Below are 18297 nucleotides of genomic sequence, written 5' to 3' on the forward strand. Positions count from 1 at the left end.
CGCAGAACGCGTGGCACGGTTCTGGCAAGCTTGTCGCCGCAATCCATTTTTCATGAGGTTCCTCTCCTGATGACTGCACCTTCACAGACGCACCCTTCGCCCCGCGCGCCCGTCCTGGCGGCCCGCGACCAGACGGCGATGGAAGAACTCTTCAATGCACTGAGCCACGGGCTGGGCCTGCTGCTCGCCATTGCCTCGCTGCCCATCCTGGTCTACAGCGCTTCGCAAAAAGGCCAGGCCGCGGGCATCGTCGGCGCCTGCCTGTTCGCGGGCACGGCCATCGTGCTGTACCTGATCTCCACGCTGTACCACGCGCTGCCCATGGGCCGCGCCAAGGCCTGGTTCAACCGGCTCGATCACGCGGCCATCTACCTGTTCATCGCGGGCAGCTACATGCCCTTCCTGTTCGGTGTGCTGCGCGGGCCGCTGGGCTGGACCCTGTTCGGCGCGATCTGCGCCGCGGCCGTGCTGGGCGTGAGCGCCAAGCTGTTCAACCGTCTGCAGCATCCGCTGTGGTCGACCGGGCTCTATGTGGCGATGGGCTGGATGGCACTGATGGCGGCGGTGCCGCTGTACGAGCGCATGTCGGCGTCGGGCCTGGGCTGGCTCGTGGCCGGCGGCCTGTTCTACACGGCCGGCGCAGTCGTCTTCCTGTTCGACAACAAGGTGCGCTATGCGCACTCGGTGTGGCACCTTTTCGTGCTGGCCGGCAGCACCTGCCACTTCTTCGCCGTGCTCTGGCACGCGCACGGCTGATCGTCTTCTCTTTCTCAGTAGTGCGGCGGCAGCTCGTCACGCGGGTTGCTGGCCGGGCCGTCCTGTGACGCGTTCTGGCTCTGCTCCCTGAGCTGCGTGACCTGCAGGATCAGCCGGTCGATCTGCTGCTGTTGGCGGTAGATCGTCATGTTCAGCTGGTCCAGCAGGTCTTCGGCGTAGCTCGACTTGATTTCGAGCTCGGTCACGCGCTGTGCGAGTTCGTTCGGTTGGTTTTCCATGCCGCTATTGGACAGGAAGACCGTTCGCAGTTTTGTGATGCCTCGGTTATGACGCCCCGCTCAGCGCCTGACCTTGGCCTCGAGCAGGTCGCCCATGCCGATGGGCTTTGACAGCATCGAGGCGCTGGCCACGCACCGCACCGCCAACTGCATCTCGAGCGGCACGGGCAGAGGCCGCCCTCAGCCGGTCGAGGACTCCATCGCCACGAGCCCGATCTCGGGTTCGGTCGCCCCGCGCAGAAACGCGAACACCACCAGCGCCGTCAACACCGTCACCCCCGCCAGCACGCACAGCAGCGTGCCGAACGCCGCGCCATACGCGTGCAGCAGCGCCGCGCGGTCCAGGCCCGGCAGCAAGACCAGCGCCTGCGACAGGTCACCCGTCGTCACGCGTTGCGCCGCCTGCGCGGCCGCTGCCGACGACCCCAGGTGCAGCGTCACCAATGCCGTCAGCCCGGCCCCCACCAGCGCCAGCGCGATTCCCTCGCCCGCCACCCGCACGGTGTTGAAGATGCCCGAGGCCATGCCCGCACGCTCGCGCGGCACCACGCTCACCGCGAGGCCATCCATCAGCCCCCAAGGCAGCCCGATGCCCGCGCCGATCAGCAACAGCGCCCACACGATGTCGTGCAGCGGCGTGCCCGGCGCACAGCGGCTGAGCCAGAACAGCCCCACCGCGCACACCAGCAGGCCCACCGCCGAGATCGCACCCGCCGAGTAGCGATGCGCGAGCCATGCCGCCAGCGTCGGCACCACGAGGATCGGCCCCGACAGCGCGAACATGAAGCTGCCCGCCTCCAGCGCGCTGCGCCCTTCGAGCCCGATGAAGCGAATCGGCAGCAGCACCAGCAGCACGACGAAGCCATAGGCCGGCGCCGCCGCCAGCAGCTGCACGCCGACGAAGCGCGGAAAGCGGAACAGCGACAGGTCGAGCATCGGGTGCGCCACGCGCCGCTCGATGGCGATGAAGGCCGCGCCCATCAGCAACGCGCCCGCCAATGCGCCGATCACCCACGGGCTGCCCCAGCCGCTGTCGGGCGCCTGCAGCACGCCCAGCGTGAGCAGGCTCAACGCGGCGGTGAAGCTGAGCGTGCCCGGCATGTCGAGCCCCATCGCATCCGGGTTGCGCGACTCGCGCATGCTCATCGAGGCCATGCACAGCGCGACAAGGCTGACCCCGCCGGGGCTGAGCATCACCGCCTGCCATCCGAAGGACTCGGCGAGCCAGCCCGAAAGAATCGAGCCGCACGACAGGCCCACACCGAACGAGGTGCCGATCAGGCTGAAGGCCCGCGTGCGGGCCGCGCCGTCGAACACCTGCGCGAGCGCCGCGGTACCGGCCGCGAAGGCCGCCGCCGAGCCCAGCCCCTGCAGCGCGCGTGCGAGGTCGAACGCAACGATGCCCGGTGCGAGCGTCAACAGCGAACTGCTCAACGCGACCACGGCCAAGCCCAGCAGGAAGATGCGCTTGCGCCCGTACGCATCGGCCAGTGCGCCGGCCGCCATCAGCGTGGCGCCGAAGCTCAGCATGAAAGCGTTGGTCACCCAGTTGAGCTGCACCGGGCTACCGCCCAGTGCATCGCGGATCGCGGGCAGCACCACCGCAGGCCCCGTGAAGCTCAGCGGCATGCCCAGCGCCGCGAGGCAGACGGCGGCCAGCAGCCAGTTCTTGTGGGTGGAAGACGAAGACATCGCAGGAAGGCTTTCACGCAGAGGGGAGAAACAGGTCGGCCACAGCGGCCGGGCGTGAAGAGAAGATAGAAAGGATTCAATGGAATGAAAATGGCGCCATTGATCCTCACACCCCCAACCCAAGGTTGCTAATCAGGCCTTCCATGGACAGCTTCAGCGGACTCGAATCCTTCGTGCGGGCGGCCGACCTGCTCAGCTTTGCCAAGGCCGGCCGGCTGCTGGGCATTTCGGCATCGGCGGTCGGCAAGAACGTGGCGCGGCTCGAACAGCAGCTCGGCCTGCGGCTCTTCAACCGCACCACGCGGCATGTGCGCCTGACCCAGGAAGGCGCGATGTTCCACGAGCGCTGCCGCCGCATCCTCGACGAGTTGGACGATGCGCGCGCGATGATGCAAGACGCCGTCGCGGCGCCGCGTGGCCGCTTGCGCGTGAGCCTTCCGACCATCGGCTACCGCTTTCTGCTGCCGATGCTGCCGGCCTTCAAGGCACGCTACCCCGAGATCGAACTCGACCTCGACTTCAACGACCGGCTGGTCGACGTGATCGCCGAGGGTGTGGACGTGGCGATCCGCAGCGGTGAACTGGTCGACTCGCAGCTCGTGGCGCGCCGGCTCGGTCCGTTCAGCTTCGTGCTCGTGGCCTCGCCCGGCTACCTCGCGCGCCACGGCGTGCCGCAGGTGCCGGCCGATCTCGCGCAGCACAGCTGCCTGCGCTACAAGTTCGTGACCGGCGGAAAGATCGAAGACTGGGACTTGCCGGGGTTGCCCGCGCAGCTGCCGCCCGGCCTGATCTGCAACAACATGGAAGCCATGCTCGGCGCGGCCGTGGCCGGCCTCGGCGTGGCCTACATGCCGGACTTTCTGGCGCGCGATTCGCTCTGTCGCGGCGAGCTGCAACGCGTGCTGGCCACGCACCTCGTGCGCAACGGGCAGTTCTCGGCACTGTGGCCTTCGAGCCGCCAGCTGTCGCCGAAGGTCAGGGCCTTCGTGGACTTTGCGAGCGAGCACATGTTCAACGACGCGGGTGCGGCACCGACCGGCGCCGCATGAGTCCGGTGGATCGCTGACCTTGCCTTTATGCGGGCTGCGTGAGTTCGCTGTCCGCCTGCTCGCTCATGGCGCTGGCTGGTGCCTCGGTAGGCGTGGTGCTTTCCGCGACCACCACTGGCTTCACGGGTTCCGGTTGTGCAGCGACCACGGCTTCGGCAGCCGCAACGACTGGCATGGCCACGGCAACAGGTGTCGCCTCGGCGGCAGGCTTTGCGGTCTCCACAACTACGGGCTTCGCAGGCTCCTGCTTCGCGGGCAGCGGCGCAGCAGCAACAGGCGCTGAAACAGGAGCGACGACCGGTGCCGTCTCGGCAACAGCCACCGCCTCAACGGGCTTCACCACCTCAACGGGCTTCACTGCTTCAACAGGCTTCGCCGCCTTGGCAGGCTTCACCCCCTCCCCAGCAACAGCCTTTGCAGGCGCAGCCTTCGCCACCTCCGCCTTCGCAGCCACCGCTTTCACAGGCTCCGGCTTCACCGGCTCGCCCGCGATCCGGCTCAAAGCCAGCGCGGCCTTCAGCGGGAACAGCGTGCGCTCGTCGCCTTCCGCCGTGTTGCTCACCGTGGTGCCGCGCGCCTCGTCGAGGCTCGCCGTGCGCACCGCGTCGACCCGGTGCGTCGGCACCATGAACGGCGAGTGCGTGGTGTAGATGATCTGGTTGCCGAAGTCCTTCTCGAAATGCGCCAGCAGGTCGGCCTGCGAATGCGGGTGCAGGTGCAGGCCCGGTTCGTCCAGCAGCAGGATGGCGTCTTCGGCCTCGCCGCCCTTCGTGTCCGCAAAGAAGGCGATGTAGAACGAGAAGAACCACTGGAAGCCGCGGCTGCGTTCGTCCAGATTCACTTCCACCTCGTAGCTACCGTTCGGGTCCGAGACCATCGTGTCCAGGTGCTGCCCGTCGAGGTTGAAGCGGACCTTGAGCGGGCGGTCCTTCCAGAGCCGGCGGATCTCGGCCGTGACCACCGAGCCAGCACGGTTGGCAAGCTGGTTGCGCGTGGCCTGGTCGTTCTTTTCCTGCAGGTCCTGCAGTTGCTGCGGGTCGAGCCCCGCCACCTTGCACAGCTTCTCGAAGCTCTGCTGGCCGGGCGTCGTCTGCCCCCAGCTCTTGCGTGCGAGGTAGTCGGCCAGGTTCTGGCGGCCGGGCAGCGCCGGGTATTCGTCGACGTAGATGAAGCGTGGCAGCTTCTCGATGACCCAGGCCCGCGCCTGGTCGAGGGCCGGCTTGTCGTTGGCGATGGACAGCGACAGCTCCTCGAGCTCGACCAGCATCTGCTCCTGCTTGTCGCTGAGCTCGGCATCCACGGAGGCCAGGGCCTTGCGCAGGGCCTGCGTGGCCTTCACCGCGCCGGCCGACCACTTGATGAAGTCGGGGCTGGCGATCATGGCGGCGTCGAAGGCGTCGGCCTCCTGTTCGAGCATCGCCTTGGCTTCTTCGCCGACCTTCTCGGCGGCGGCCTTGATGGCCGGCACGATCTTGCGGACCTTGCCCTTGATGTCGCTCACGTCGATGGACAGCTCGGCCAGCCCTTCGAAGCCGGCCCAGCGCGCCGTGCCGTAGCCCCGGCTCGCGGTGACGTGGCTCACGCCCGTGGCGCGCGGAAAGATGGCGGCCAGCGCGGCCCGTTCGCCGTCGTCCAGTGCCCAGCGCGTGTGCACGACGGGCGTGTCGCCGGTGCACTCTTCCAGGCGCCGGTGCCTCGGAAAGTCCTTGATCGGGCTGAGGGGTGCCAGGCCCTCTGTCGGGTTCAGGCTGTGAAGCGCGCGCAGCAGGTTCGATTTGCCGCTGTCATTTCTACCGAGGATCGCTGTGATCTGTGATGAATCGATGGAGCCGCTGTCGTTGATCGAGCGAAAGTTGGTGATCTGGAATGACGCCAAGCGCATGTAAAGGGGTTCTCTTCGAATGAATGCAGGGTCGGGGAATGTATTGCATTCCCCACCCCTTCCCCGCCCGCGCCGGAAGAAAAATTTATTATTTATTCGGCCGCGCGGCGCAGCGTGTCGACCACCGGCCGGCGCAGCACGTCGCGCAGGCCCCACCAGCCCGCGCCCAGCGCCAGCACCGCGCCGGCGATCGCACCCGCCACCGGCACGATCGGCGAGGCGGTCCAGGTGAACTCGAACACGTAGCGCGCCAGCGCCCAGCCGATCACCGAGGCCACGATGCTCGCGAGAAAGCCCGCGAGCAGGCCGACGCCCGCCAGCTCGGCGCGCTGCACCTGTCGAAGCAGGCTGGCGCGCGCCCCCACCGCGCGCATCACGGCGAACTCGCGCGCCCGTTCCTCGCGCGTGGCCGTCACCGCGGCGAACAGCACCACCAGCCCCGCCGCGAGCGTGAAGCCGAACAGAAACTCGACCGCGCGGATCACCTGGTCGAGCACGCGCTGCACCTGGTTGATGGTCGCGCTCATGTCCACGTTGGTCACGTTCGGGTAGCTGCGCACCAATGCGTTGTCGAAGCCGCGCGTCTCGGGCGCGCGGAAGGCGCCCATGTAGGTCACGGGCACATCGGGCAGCGCGGCCACGGTGTACATGACGAAGAAATTGGCATGCAGCGAGCCCCAGTCGACCTTGCGCAGCGAGGTGATGCGCGCGTCGTTCTGCATGCCGCCGATGTCGAAGCGCAGGCTGTCGCCGAGCTTCAGGCCCAATGTTTCGGCCAGGCCCTCTTCCACGCTCACCTCGCCTGCCGCGCCGGGCGTCCACTTGCCGGCGGTGATGCTGTTGTGCTCGGGCGCCTGCACGGCGTTGCTGAGGTTGAACTCGCGGTCGACCAGCCGCTTGGCGCGGTCTTCCGCGTAATCGTCGGGCGTGACGGGCTTGTCGTTGATGGCGACCAGCCGGCCGCGGATCATCGGGTACCAGTCGAACTTGCCCACGCCCGCATCGCGCAGCGACTTCTGGAACGCATCGCTCTGGTCGGGCATCACGTTGATGACGAAGCGGTTCGGCGCATCGGGCGGCGTGGCCTTGCGCCAGCTCGCGACGAGGTCGGTGCGCAGCAGCACGAGCAGCACCAGCGCGAGCAGGCCGACCGCCAGCGCGCTGACCTGCACCACCGCGTAAGCCGGCCGCGCCGAAATCTGCCGCGTGGCCAGCACCAGCCAGCGCGGCGCCGTGGTCTCGTTGACGCTGCGGCGCAGCACCTTCACCGCGAGCCAGCTCAGCAATGCGAACACAGCCACCGCACCCGCGAAGCCGCCGACCGCGATCAGGCCCAGCTTGATGTCGCTGCTGGCCGCCATGAGCAGGGCCGCGAAACCCGCCACGCCGATGCCGAGCACCGCGAGCGACGCTGGCTTGAGCCCGCCCACGTCGCGCCGGATCACGCGCAGCGGTGGCACGCGGGCCAGTTGCAGCACCGGCGGCAGGCCGAAGGCGAACAGTAGCGTCAGGCCCATGCCGAGGCCGAAGGCCACGGGCCACAACGTGGCGGCCGGCAGCGCGGTTTCGACCAGCCCGGCCAGCAGCAGCACGAAGATGTAGTGCACCGCGAAACCGATGGCCACGCCCAGCGCGCTGGCCACGAGGCCGATCACCGCGAACTCGAAGGCATAGGCCATCGCGATGGTGCGCTGGCTCTGGCCGAGCACGCGCAGCATCGCGCAGTCGTCGAGATGGCTGGCCGCGAAGCCGCGCGCGGCCAGTGCCACGGCCACGGCCGACAGCAGCGCCGCGAGCAGCGCGACGAGGCTCAAAAATTTCTCGGCACGGTCCAGCGTCTGGCGCATCTCGGGCCGGCCGCCTTCGAAGGAATCGAGCCGCACGCCGCGCAGGTCGCCCTTCTTGATGGCGGCATCGGACCAGTCGGTGAAGCGCTTCACCGCGGCATCGTCGCCCGCCACCGCGAAACGATAACCCACGCGGCTGGCCGGTTGCACGAGCGCGGTGCGCGCCACGTCGGCCTGGTTGAGCATCACGCGCGGCGAGAAGCTCATGAAGCCGGCCCCACGGTCCGGTTCGAGCGTGATCACGCGGCCGACGCGCAGGCTGGTGTCGCCCAGCAGCAGCGGGTCGCCGACCTTGAGCCCGAGCGAATCGAGCAGCGAGGCATCGACCCACACCTCGCCCGCCGGCGGGATCTCGCGCGTGACGGTGCCCGGCCCGTCGATGGTGGTCGAGGTCTGCAGGCTGCCGCGCAAGGGGTAGCCCGTGGTCACGGCCTTCAACGCCACCAGCTTGCTGGCGCCGCCCTGCGCGTCTTCGGCACGCGCCATGGTCGGAAAGCCGTAGGTGCCAGTCCCTTCGAGGCCCAGCGACTTCGCCTGCGCCACGAAGGATTCGGGCGTCGGGTTGTCGCTGACGATCACCGCGTCGCCACCCAGCAGTTGCCGCGCGTCGCGCTGCAGGCCGCCCTGCAACCGGTCGGCGAAGAAGCCGACCGCCGTGAGCGCGGCCACGGCCAGCAACACGGCGACGATCAACAGGCGCAGCTCGCCGGCGCGCAGATCGCGCCAGAGCGTGCGCCAACCCAGGCGGAGGGAGGCATTCATGGCGCGAACGATAGCCGACGGGCCCGGCCACCGACCGGTTCGAGGGTTATTGCGCCCCCATGGCCCTTGATCGCGGCCGGATGCTGTCGCATGATGCGACAAACGCCTCCTCTTTGTCGCAAACCGGGCACGTCCGGCCAGCGCCAAGCGGTGCAAGAAAAACAGCCCGTAGTCAGACCGTCCTTCCCCAAGGAGTCTCGATGCCACGATGTCAGCGCTTGCAAGCCATGGGCCTTTTGCCGGGCCCCGGGCACGCTGTCGAGCGCCTGCTGCGATGCCAGGCCGCCGCCCACGCCGGCGACGAATGCATCAGCCACCGGCACGGCGCTCCACCAGGGGCCGCCGGCCCGCTTCGCTGATTCACGATTTCCACGCCAAGAAGAAGACCCCGATGAAACAACCCACTTCAGCCGTGCAGGAGGTGATGTCATGGACATAAGCCGCCGCCAATTCTTCCGCGTCAGCAGCGCCGGGCTGGTCGGCTCCAGCATCGTCGCGCTCGGCTTCTCGCCGACCGCCGCGCTGGCCGAGGCCCGCAACTTCAAGCTCGCGCGCACCACCGAGACCCGCAACACCTGCCCGTACTGCTCGGTGGGCTGCGGGCTCATCATGTACAGCCTGGGCGACAAGGCCAAGAACGTGGTGTCCGACATCCTCCACATCGAGGGCGATGCCGACCACCCCGTGAACCGCGGCACGCTGTGCCCCAAGGGCGCGGGCCTGCTCGACTTCGTGCACAGCCCCAACCGCTTGAAGTACCCCGAGGTGCGCGAGGCCGGCAGCACCGAGTGGAAGCGCATCGGCTGGGACGACGCGCTCGACCGCATCGCCAAGCTGCTCAAGGCCGACCGCGACGCCAACTTCCAGACCACCAACGCCGACGGCAAGACCGTCAACCGCTGGACCAGTTCGGGCATGCTCTGCGCCTCGGCCTCGTCCAACGAAACCGGATACATCACGCACAAGGCATTCCGCTCGACCGGAATGCTGGTGTTCGACAACCAGGCACGCGTTTGACACGGACCTACGGTGGCCAGTCTGGCCCCGACGTTCGGACGCGGTGCGATGACCAACCACTGGCAGGACATCCAGAACGCGGATGTCGTGCTGATCATGGGCGGCAATGCCGCGGAGGCGCATCCGTGCGGCTTCAAGTGGGTCATCGAGGCCAAGAAGCAGAACAAGGCGCGCCTTGTCGTGGTCGATCCGCGCTTCACGCGCTCGGCCGCCATGGCCGACTACTACGCACCGATACGCGCGGGCTCCGACATCGCGTTTCTTGCCGGGGTGCTCAACTACCTGCTGAGCAACGACAAGATCCAGACCGAGTACGTGCGCAACTACACCAACGCGCCGTTCATCGTCGGGCCTGACTACAAGTTCGAGGACGGCCTGTTCAGCGGCTACAACGCCGACAAGCGCAGCTACGACCCCAAGTCGTGGAACTACGCGCTCGACGAGCAGGGCATGGCCAAGGTCGACATGACCATGCAAGACCCGCAGTGCGTGCTGCAGGTCATGAAGCGCCATTACGCGCGCTACACGCCCGAGATGGTGAGCCGCATCACCGGCACGCCGCAGGACAAGTTCCTGAAGGTGTGCGAGTACATCGCGAGCACCAGCACCAGCGGCCGCACGATGACGGTGATGTATGCGCTCGGCTGGACGCAGCACAGCCAGGGCTCGCAGATGATCCGCACCGGCGCCATCATGCAGCTGCTGCTGGGCAACATCGGCGTGGCGGGCGGCGGCATGAATGCGCTGCGCGGCCACAGCAACATCCAGGGCCTGACCGACCTGGGGCTGCTGTCGAACTCGCTGCCCGGCTACATGTCGCTCGCGCGGGACAGCGAGCAGAACCTGCCCGACTACTACAAGACCCGTGCGCTGAAGGCGCTGCGTCCCAACCAGATGAGCTACTGGCAGAACTACCCGAAGTTCTTCGTCAGCATGCAGAAGTCGTGGTGGGGCGACGCGGCCACGGCCGACAACGAATGGGCCTTTCACTACCTGCCCAAGATCGACAAGCTCTACGACGTGCTGCAGGCCTTCGAGCTGATGAACCAGGGCAAGCTCAACGGCTACATCTGCCAGGGCTTCAACCCGGTGGGCTCGTTCCCCGACAAGAAGAAGATCGTCGACGGGCTCTCAAAGCTCAAGTTCCTCGTCACCATCGACCCGCTGATCACCGAGACCAGCGAGTTCTGGCGCAACTTCGGCGAGTTCAACGACGTCAAGACAACCGACATCCAGACCACGGTGTTCCGCCTGCCCTCGACCTGCTTCGCGGAGGAAGACGGCTCGCTCACCAACTCCAGCCGCTGGCTGCAGTGGCACTGGAAGGGCGCGGAGCCTCCAGGCGAAGCCAAGGGCGACATCGAGATCGTGGCGGGCATCTTCAACCGCATCCGCCAGGCCTACATGAAGGACGGCGGCGCCTTCCCCGACCCGATCGTCAAGCTGACCTGGCCCTACAAGATTCCGCACTCGCCTTCGGCGCAAGAGCTGGCGATGGAATACAACGGCCGCGCCATCACCGACCTGCTCGATCCGAAGGACCCGAGCAAGCCGCCGCTGGCCAAGGCCGGCGAACAGCTCTCGGGCTTCGGCCTGCTGCGCGACGATGGCTCGACCGCTTCCGGCTGCTGGATCTACAGCGGCGCATGGACGCAGGCCGGCAACCAGATGGCGCGGCGCGACAACGCCGACCCGTACGGCATCGGCATGGTGCAGAACTGGGCGTGGGCCTGGCCGGCGAACCGGCGCATTCTCTACAACGGCGCCTCGACCGATCCGGCCACCGGCAAGCCGTGGATTGCCAAGCGCCGGCTGGTCGCGTGGGACGGCACCAAGTGGGCCGGCTCCGACGTGCCCGACATCCGGCCCGATGCGAACCCGATGGAAGCCGAGGCGGTGCGCCCGTTCATCATGACGGCCGAAGGCGTGGCGCGGCTCTTCGCGCCCACCGGCATGGCCGAAGGCCCGCTGCCCGAGCACTACGAGCCCTTCGAGTCGCCGCTGGTCAACAACCTGATGCACCCGAACAACCAGAAGGCGCGCGCCAACCCCGCGGCACGCATCTTCAAGGGCGACCTCGAGCGCCTCGGTGTGCCAAAGGACTTTCCGTACGTGGCGACCAGCTACCGCCTGACCGAGCACTTCCACTACTGGACCAAGAACGTGCGCACCTCGGCCATCATCCAGCCGCAGCAGTTCGTCGAGATCGGCGAAGAGCTGGCGAAGGAGAAAGGCATCGCCAACGGCGACACGGTGAAGGTGTCGAGCAAGCGCGGCTACATCAAGGCCGTGGCGCTGGTCACCAAGCGCATCGTCGGGCTGCAGGTCGATGGCCGCACGGTGCACACGGTGGGGCTGCCGAACCACTGGGGCTTCGTCGGCATCGCGAAGCCGGGGTACCTGGTGAACACGCTGACGCCTTTTGTCGGCGATGCGAACACGCAGACGCCGGAGTACAAGTCGTTCACGGTGAATATCGAGAAGGCATGAGATGAATCAAGCTTTCAACGCCCTCGATGCCTTTGACTTTCTCCCTCCCCTTCCGGGGGAGGGCCGGGGTGGGGGCACAGCGGCCTCCACAACAACGCGGCGCCTCATCGAAGGCCTGCCCCCATCCCAACCTCCCCCCGGAAGGGGAAGGGGCAAGACAGACAACCGGAGCCGCTGATGTCCTCCCTCCAAACCCTCGACATCGCCGCTCGCTCGGCCACGACCACGCCGTCGCCCGAGATCCGCAGCCGCCCGCAAGTGCAGCAGGTGGCCAAGCTGATCGACGTGTCGACCTGCATCGGCTGCAAGGCCTGCCAGGTCGCGTGCATGCAGTGGAACGACCTGCGCGACGAGGTCGGCACCACGCACGGCACCTACGACAACCCGAACGACCTCACGCCTTCGTCATGGACGGTGATGAAGTTCTCCGAAGTCGAACCCGAAGCCGGCAAGCTCGAATGGCTGATCCGCAAGGACGGCTGCATGCATTGCGACGACCCCGGCTGCCTGAAGTCGTGCCCCTCGCCGGGCGCGATCATCAAGTACGCCAACGGCATCGTCGACTTCATCAGCGAGCATTGCGTGGGCTGCGGCAACTGCGTCACCGGCTGCCCCTTCGACGTGCCGCGCATCAGCAAGGCCGACAACAAGGCCTACAAGTGCTCGCTGTGCTCCGACCGCGTGGGCGTGGGCCTGGAGCCCGCTTGCGTCAAGGCCTGCCCCACCGGCGCATTGCACTTCGGCACCAAGGAAGACATGCACGAGTACGCCTCGGAACGCATCGTCGACCTGAAGGACCGGGGCTTTGCCAACGCCGGCGTGTACGACCCGGCCGGCGTCGGCGGCACGCACGTCATGTACGTGCTGCAGCATGCCGACCGCCCCGGCCTGTACGCCAACCTGCCCAAAGACCCGCACATCAGCCCGCTGGTGTCGCTGTGGAAGGGCGTGGCCAAGCCGCTCGCCATGGTCGCGATGATCGGCGCGGTGGTCGGCAGCTTCTTCCACTACATGAAGGTCGGTCCGATCGAGCCGAAGGACGACCACCCCGATGCCGACCTCGACGGCAAGCCGGACGACGTGGTGGTGATCGAAGTGCCGCCCACCACGGCATCCAGGCCCGCCGAACCCGTGCGCGAAGAACCCCGCGCCTGAGGAGACCGCGATGACACGCTACTACCTTCGCCGCTACCGCGATGCCACGCGCATGAACCACTGGTTCGTTGCGATCATGTTCTTCGCGGCCGCCCTCTCGGGCCTGGCCTTCTTCCACCCCAGCCTGTTCTTCCTGAGCACGCTGTTCGGCGGCGGGCCGTGGACGCGCATCCTGCATCCCTTCATGGGCCTCCTGATGGTGCTGGGCTTCGTGTTTCTGTTCTTCACGATGTGGCGCGAGAACATCCTGGACAAGGTCGACCGCGAGTGGATCGCCAACGCGCCGAAGATGCTCAAGGGCGACAAGTCGAGCATGCCGCCGGTGGGCAAGTACAACGCCGGCCAGAAGCTCGTGTTCTGGGCCTTCGGCATCAGCCTGCTGCTGTTGCTGGTGACGGGCTTCATGTTCTGGAGCCCGTGGTTCGTCGGCTTCTTCCCGATCCTCGTGCGGCGCATCGCGGTGGTCGTGCATTCGGTCTCTGCGGTGGTGCTGATCCTGTCGGTCATCACGCACATCTATGCCGCGATCTGGGTCAAGGGCACGCTGCGCGCGATGACGCGCGGCACCGTCACCGAGGGCTGGGCCAAGCTGAACCATCCCCTTTGGCATCGCAAAATGACGCGCGGTGAGTGATACTGCGCCGATGACGAGTTCCACCGGCACCCCACCGCCGATCCGGACCACGCGCGTTCTCGATCCCGAGCAGATCGCGATGCAGGCCGGGCGGCAGATGCCGTTCCTGCGCTTGCCGGTTCGGTCTCTCGTGTTCTCCGACCGGCAGTTGCGCCTGCGCCAGCTCGCAGCTTCGCACCCGATGCGCGAGTACCTGATCTTCATTGCGGACCTTGCGCAAGCGCAGCATCAGTTGCTGCAGGACTACCCGAAGGTCGCCCTGCCCGCATCCGATGCGCTCGAAGCTGCAGCCAAGGCACTCAAGCCGCCGATGCCCGCCTTCGGCTGGTCGCGCGATGCCATGTGGCGCCAGGAGCTTCGGCGCCTGCTGGGCCTCTTTCGCGTGCGCCTGCCCGAAGGCCCGGCGCGCGACACGCTCGACCGCGTGGTCGCCGCCGACGATGCATGGCTCGACCAGCAGGCCGACCTGCTCTCGCGCCGCATCATGTTCGGGCTCGACCTTGCTGCGGCCCCGCTGATCGCCGCCGGCCTGCAGGCCTACTGGACGCAGCTCGTGCTGCAGGTGGCCGAGCGCGATGGCGAGAACATCTTCGGCCGCACCGACCCCGGCAATGAATGCCCCTGCTGCGGCAGCGTGCCGACCGTGAGCATCACGCGCATCGGCGCCGACGAGGCGGGTTTTCGCTACCTGCATTGCTCGCTGTGCAGCACCGAGTGGCACTACGTGCGCATCAAGTGCACGCACTGCGAAAGCACCAAGGGCATTCACTTCGAATCGCTGTCGCCGCAACCGGGCATCGAACTGCCAGCGACCGGCGCGCGCGAAGGCGCGGTCAAGGCCGAGTGCTGCGACAGCTGCGGCCACTACCTGAAACAGATCGCGATGGAGAAAGACCCCGAGGTCGAGCCCGTGGCCGACGACCTCGCCAGCGTCACGCTCGACCTGCTGGTGTCCGAAGCCGGCCACCAGCGCAGCGGCCACAACCTGATGCTGCTGTTCGGCGACCCCGAAGAAATTCAAGACGACGGCGGGGGCGGCTGATGGCAGCGCCCGAAGAGTCCGTGGTCCACGGCTCGACGGCAAGGCCCCAGGATCTGCCTTCTGTCGATCAACTGCTGCGCGCCGATGCGCCGCGCGCCCTGCTGGCCGCGCATGGCCACACCCTTGTTGTCGGCGAGGCGCGTGCGCTGCTCGAAGGGCTCCGTGCTCGTGCCGTCGCGGGCAAGCTACCCACCGCTGAAGTACAGGCCGAAGCGTTGGCCGATGCACTCGCCGCCCGCGTGCAAGGCCGCCTCGCACCGCGCATGCGCGCCGTGCTGAACCTCACCGGCACCGTCATCCACACCAACCTCGGCCGCGCGCTGCTGGCCGATGCGGCGCTGCAGCGACTGCTGGCGGTGATGACCTCACCCAACAACCTCGAGTACGACCTGGCCACCGGCAGCCGTGGCGACCGCGACTCGCTGGTCGAAGAGCTGCTGTGCAGCATCACCGGCGCCGAAGCTGCGACGGTGGTCAACAACAACGCGGCGGCCGTGCTGCTGACCATCGCGGCATTGGCACGCGAGCGTGAAGTCATCGTCTCGCGCGGCGAGCTGGTCGAGATCGGCGGCGCCTTCCGCATGCCCGACGTGATGGCCAGCGCGGGCGCGCGCATGGTCGAGGTCGGCACCACCAACCGCACGCATCCGCAGGACTACGAACGCGCCATCAATGAACGCACCGCGCTCGTGATGAAGGTGCACACCAGCAACTACGCCGTGCAGGGCTTCACCGCCGCCGTCGACGAGGCCACGCTCGCCGGCATCGCGCATGCGCGCGGCGTGCCGCTGGCGACCGACCTGGGCAGCGGCTCGCTGGTTGATCTGGCCCACTACGGCCTGCCGCGCGAACCGCTGCCGCAGGAGATGCTCGCGGCCGGCTGCGACATCGTCACCTTCTCGGGCGACAAGCTGCTGGGCGGCCCGCAGGCCGGGCTCATTGTCGGCAGCAAGGAAGCCGTGGGCCGCATCCGCAAGTTTCCGATGAAGCGCGCGCTGCGCATGAGCAAGCTGCCGTTGGCTGCGCTCGAAGCGACGCTGTCGCTTTATCTGCGGCCCGAACGGCTCGCGAAAGACCTGCCGACACTGCGTCTGCTGACGCGGCCCGCCGACGCGATCCGCGAGATGGCCGAAGCACTTCAACCCGCTGTGCAAGCGGCCGTAGTGCCCCGCTTCACCGTCGAGGTGGTATCGCTGCTGGGCCAGATCGGCTCGGGCTCGCTGCCGGTGGAACGCCTGCCCTCAGCGGGCCTTGCGCTCTCACCGGCCGGCACCTCGAAGAAAGGCACCGGTACAGCGCTCGATGCGCTCGCCACCGCCTTGCGCAGCCTGCCACTGCCGGTGATCGGCCGCATCGCGGAAGACCGCCTTCTGCTCGACCTGCGCTGCCTGGAGGACAGCACCGCCTTCGTCACGCAGTTGCCCTTGCTGAAGGAGCATCTGTCGTGACGACTCCCCGCATTCCTCCCTCCCCTCCCGGGGGAGGGTCGGGGTGGGGGCACGACGGCCCTCAGACAATCGCGGCGCCTCATCGAAGACCTGCCCCCATCCCAACCTTCCCCCAAAGGGGGAAGGAGCGAGACAGCACGCCGCCATGATCATCGGCACCGCAGGCCACATCGACCACGGCAAGACCTCGCTGGTGCGCGCGCTCACCGGCGTCGACACCGACAGGTTGCCCGAAGAGAAGCGGCGCGGCATTTCCATCGAACTCGGCTACGCGTACCTGCATGCACCCGATGGCGTGTCGCTCGGCTTTGTCGATGTGCCGGGGCACGAGCGCCTGCTGCACACCATGCTGGCCGGCGCCACCGGCATCGACCACGCCTTGCTGGTGGTGGCGGCCGACGATGGCGTGATGCCGCAGACGCGCGAGCACCTGGCCGTGGTCGCGCTGCTGGGTGTGCGCGCGGCCACGGTGGCCGTCACCAAGATCGATCGCATCGACGCGGCCACGCGCGCGGCGCGGCTCGACGAGGTGCGCGCGGAAATCAACGCTTTGCTCGCACCCACGCCGCTGGCCAACGCGCCGGTGCTCGCGGTGTCCGCCACCACGGGTGAAGGCATCGATGCGCTGCGCGCGCGGCTGCTCGATGTTGCGCGCGAAGAAAGCGCGCGAGAAGACGACCTCGCCTTCCGCCTCGCGGTGGACCGCGCCTTCACTCTGGCGGGCGTCGGCACCGTCGTGACCGGCACGGTCTTCAGCGGCACCGTGCGCATCGGCGACGAACTGCAGCTCGCGCCCGGCAAGCGCACGGTGCGGGTGCGCGGCATCCATGCGCAAAACAGGCAGGCCGACGCGGCGCATGCGGGGCAGCGCTGCGCGCTCGCGCTGGCCGGCGTGACGAAGGACGAAGTGCACCGCGGCGACTGGGTCTGCACCCCGGCCATCGCGCTGGCGACGGCACGCATCGACGTGCTGCTCACACTGTGGCCCGACGAAGCCCGCCCCCTGCGCTCAGGCGCCACAGTGCACGCGCACCTGGGGGCTAGCGACGTGATGGCCTCGGTGGCCCTGCTCGACCGCGATGCGCTCGCGCCCGGCGAAACCGCACTGGCCCAGCTGGTCTTGCGCGACGAGGTCGGCGCATGGCACGGCGACCACGGCGTGCTGCGCGATGCCTCGGCCACGCGCACCGTGGCCGGCGTGCGCGTCCTCGATCCCTTTGCGCCCGTGCGCTATCGGCGCACGCCCGAGCGGCTGCGCACGCTGGCGGCCTGGGCCATCGACGACCGGCCCGCGCGCGTGGCGGCGCTGCTGCACAACGCGCCGCTCGGCATAGACACGGCGCGGCTGGCCCGCGCGCTGTCGCTGGCGAACGAAGACGCACTGGCGCTGCCCGACGATGCGGTGCGCATCGCGCAGACGGCCATCGCGCGGCAGCACCTCGATGCCTTGCAGGCGCAGATCGTCGAGCGGCTGGCCGACTTCCACCGCGCGGCGCCCGACGAGGTCGGCCCCGATGCGCGCCGGCTCAAGCGGCTGGCCGCGCCGCGCACCGACGATGCGTTGTGGCGCCATGCACTCGATGCGCTGGCCACCGGTGGCGCACTGGTGCGCAGCGGCACGTGGCTGCACCTGCCGGACCACGCGGCACGTTTGAACGAAGCCGAGCAGAAGCTCGTGCAGAAGCTGCTGCCCAAGCTGGCCGATGGCGGCTTCGATCCGCCGTGGGTGCGCGACCTCGCCAAGGACTGTGCGGCGAGCGAGCCGATGGTGCGGCAGACCCTGGCGAGCCTCGCGCGGCAAGGCGAGGCCTTCCAGGTGGTGAAGGACTTGTACTATCCGCTGGCGACCATCGAGCAGTTGGCGGGCCTTGTCCGCGATTGCATCGCGGGGCCTGAAGGCCTGCAGGCCGCGAGCTTTCGGGATGCGACCGGGTTGGGGCGCAAGCGCGCGATCCAGTTGCTGGAATTCTTTGACCGTGTGGGCTACACGCGGCGCGTGAAAGACACACACCTGCTGCGGCCCGATACGTCGTTGTTCGGAGCGAGCCCGTGACCGGGCCGCATGGGAGGGGATCGTCCCTGGTGGGGCGGCTGGGCTTCAAACCCAGTGGGTGGCGCCAGTCGTCGCCGGGAAGGTTCGACTCCTTCCCCCTTCCGCCGTTGCGCGGGCATTCGCCTGCTGCGCGATTCGATCTCGCGCCTGCGATGCTCGACGTACCCATGTACGTCTGCGCTTCTCGGCGCAAGCTCGAACCGCTCGCGACGGCGACTGCCCACCCAACGC

12 protein-coding genes and 1 tRNA gene are annotated in these 18297 nt (G+C 68.0%); 9 read left to right on the plus strand and 4 right to left on the minus strand.

Features of this window, described 5'->3' with window-relative positions; translation table 11 throughout:
• Positions 1 to 69 precede the first annotated feature (69 nt).
• Positions 70 to 756, plus strand: coding sequence for a hemolysin III family protein (locus ACGLHS_RS08795; RefSeq protein WP_093238183.1), 687 nt, complete (start codon positions 70 to 72; stop codon positions 754 to 756).
• A gap of 14 nt (positions 757 to 770) precedes the next feature.
• Here ACGLHS_RS08795 and ACGLHS_RS08800 read toward each other — a convergent pair whose 3' ends face one another.
• Together ACGLHS_RS08800 and ACGLHS_RS08805 are read right to left on the minus strand one after the other, a co-directional pair.
• Complete coding sequence (locus ACGLHS_RS08800) at positions 771 to 995, minus strand: SlyX family protein (protein WP_093238181.1); 225 nt, start codon at positions 993 to 995, stop codon at positions 771 to 773.
• Between the two features lie 180 nt (positions 996 to 1175).
• Positions 1176 to 2687, minus strand: coding sequence for an MFS transporter (locus ACGLHS_RS08805; protein ID WP_394478826.1), 1512 nt, complete (start codon positions 2685 to 2687; stop codon positions 1176 to 1178).
• Positions 2688 to 2830: 143 nt separating this feature from the next.
• On the opposite strand from ACGLHS_RS08805, the gene ACGLHS_RS08810 reads away from it, so the two are divergent.
• Positions 2831 to 3736, plus strand: coding sequence for a LysR family transcriptional regulator (locus ACGLHS_RS08810; protein WP_394478828.1), 906 nt, complete (start codon positions 2831 to 2833; stop codon positions 3734 to 3736).
• 25 nt (positions 3737 to 3761) lie between these two features.
• On the opposite strand, the gene ACGLHS_RS08815 is transcribed toward ACGLHS_RS08810, so the two are convergent.
• Positions 3762 to 5618, minus strand: coding sequence for an AAA family ATPase (locus tag ACGLHS_RS08815; protein ID WP_394478830.1), 1857 nt, complete (start codon positions 5616 to 5618; stop codon positions 3762 to 3764).
• Between the two features lie 92 nt (positions 5619 to 5710).
• Positions 5711 to 8227, minus strand: a complete 2517-nt coding sequence (locus tag ACGLHS_RS08820; protein ID WP_394478832.1) for an ABC transporter permease — start codon at positions 8225 to 8227, stop codon at positions 5711 to 5713.
• Between the two features lie 429 nt (positions 8228 to 8656).
• On the opposite strand from ACGLHS_RS08820, the gene fdnG reads away from it, so the two are divergent.
• The 7 genes from fdnG (at position 8657) to ACGLHS_RS08855 (ending at position 18170) form a co-directional block, all read left to right on the plus strand.
• Positions 8657 to 11734, plus strand: a complete 3078-nt coding sequence (fdnG, locus tag ACGLHS_RS08825; protein ID WP_394478834.1) for a formate dehydrogenase-N subunit alpha — start codon at positions 8657 to 8659, stop codon at positions 11732 to 11734.
• 177 nt (positions 11735 to 11911) lie between these two features.
• Positions 11912 to 12889 (plus strand): formate dehydrogenase subunit beta, encoded by a 978-nt coding sequence (gene fdxH, locus ACGLHS_RS08830; RefSeq protein ID WP_394478836.1) that lies wholly within the window; start codon positions 11912 to 11914, stop codon positions 12887 to 12889.
• Between the two features lie 10 nt (positions 12890 to 12899).
• Complete coding sequence (locus tag ACGLHS_RS08835; protein WP_394478838.1) at positions 12900 to 13523, plus strand: formate dehydrogenase subunit gamma; 624 nt, start codon at positions 12900 to 12902, stop codon at positions 13521 to 13523.
• 10 nt (positions 13524 to 13533) lie between these two features.
• Positions 13534 to 14565 (plus strand): formate dehydrogenase accessory protein FdhE, encoded by a 1032-nt coding sequence (gene fdhE / locus ACGLHS_RS08840; protein WP_394478840.1) that lies wholly within the window; start codon positions 13534 to 13536, stop codon positions 14563 to 14565.
• On the plus strand, positions 14565 to 16013 hold the full coding sequence (gene selA, locus ACGLHS_RS08845; protein ID WP_394478842.1) for an L-seryl-tRNA(Sec) selenium transferase: 1449 nt from the start codon (positions 14565 to 14567) through the stop codon (positions 16011 to 16013). The genes fdhE and selA overlap by 1 nt, the downstream gene beginning before the upstream one ends.
• A gap of 145 nt (positions 16014 to 16158) precedes the next feature.
• Complete coding sequence (gene selB, locus ACGLHS_RS08850; RefSeq protein WP_394478844.1) at positions 16159 to 18066, plus strand: selenocysteine-specific translation elongation factor; 1908 nt, start codon at positions 16159 to 16161, stop codon at positions 18064 to 18066.
• 11 nt (positions 18067 to 18077) lie between these two features.
• Positions 18078 to 18170, plus strand: a tRNA-Sec gene (locus ACGLHS_RS08855).
• Positions 18171 to 18297: the final 127 nt, after the last annotated feature.

Origin of the sequence: Variovorax sp. VaC1, assembly GCF_043658315.1 — a bacterium.
In the GTDB taxonomy this organism is placed as follows: domain Bacteria; phylum Pseudomonadota; class Gammaproteobacteria; order Burkholderiales; family Burkholderiaceae_C; genus Variovorax.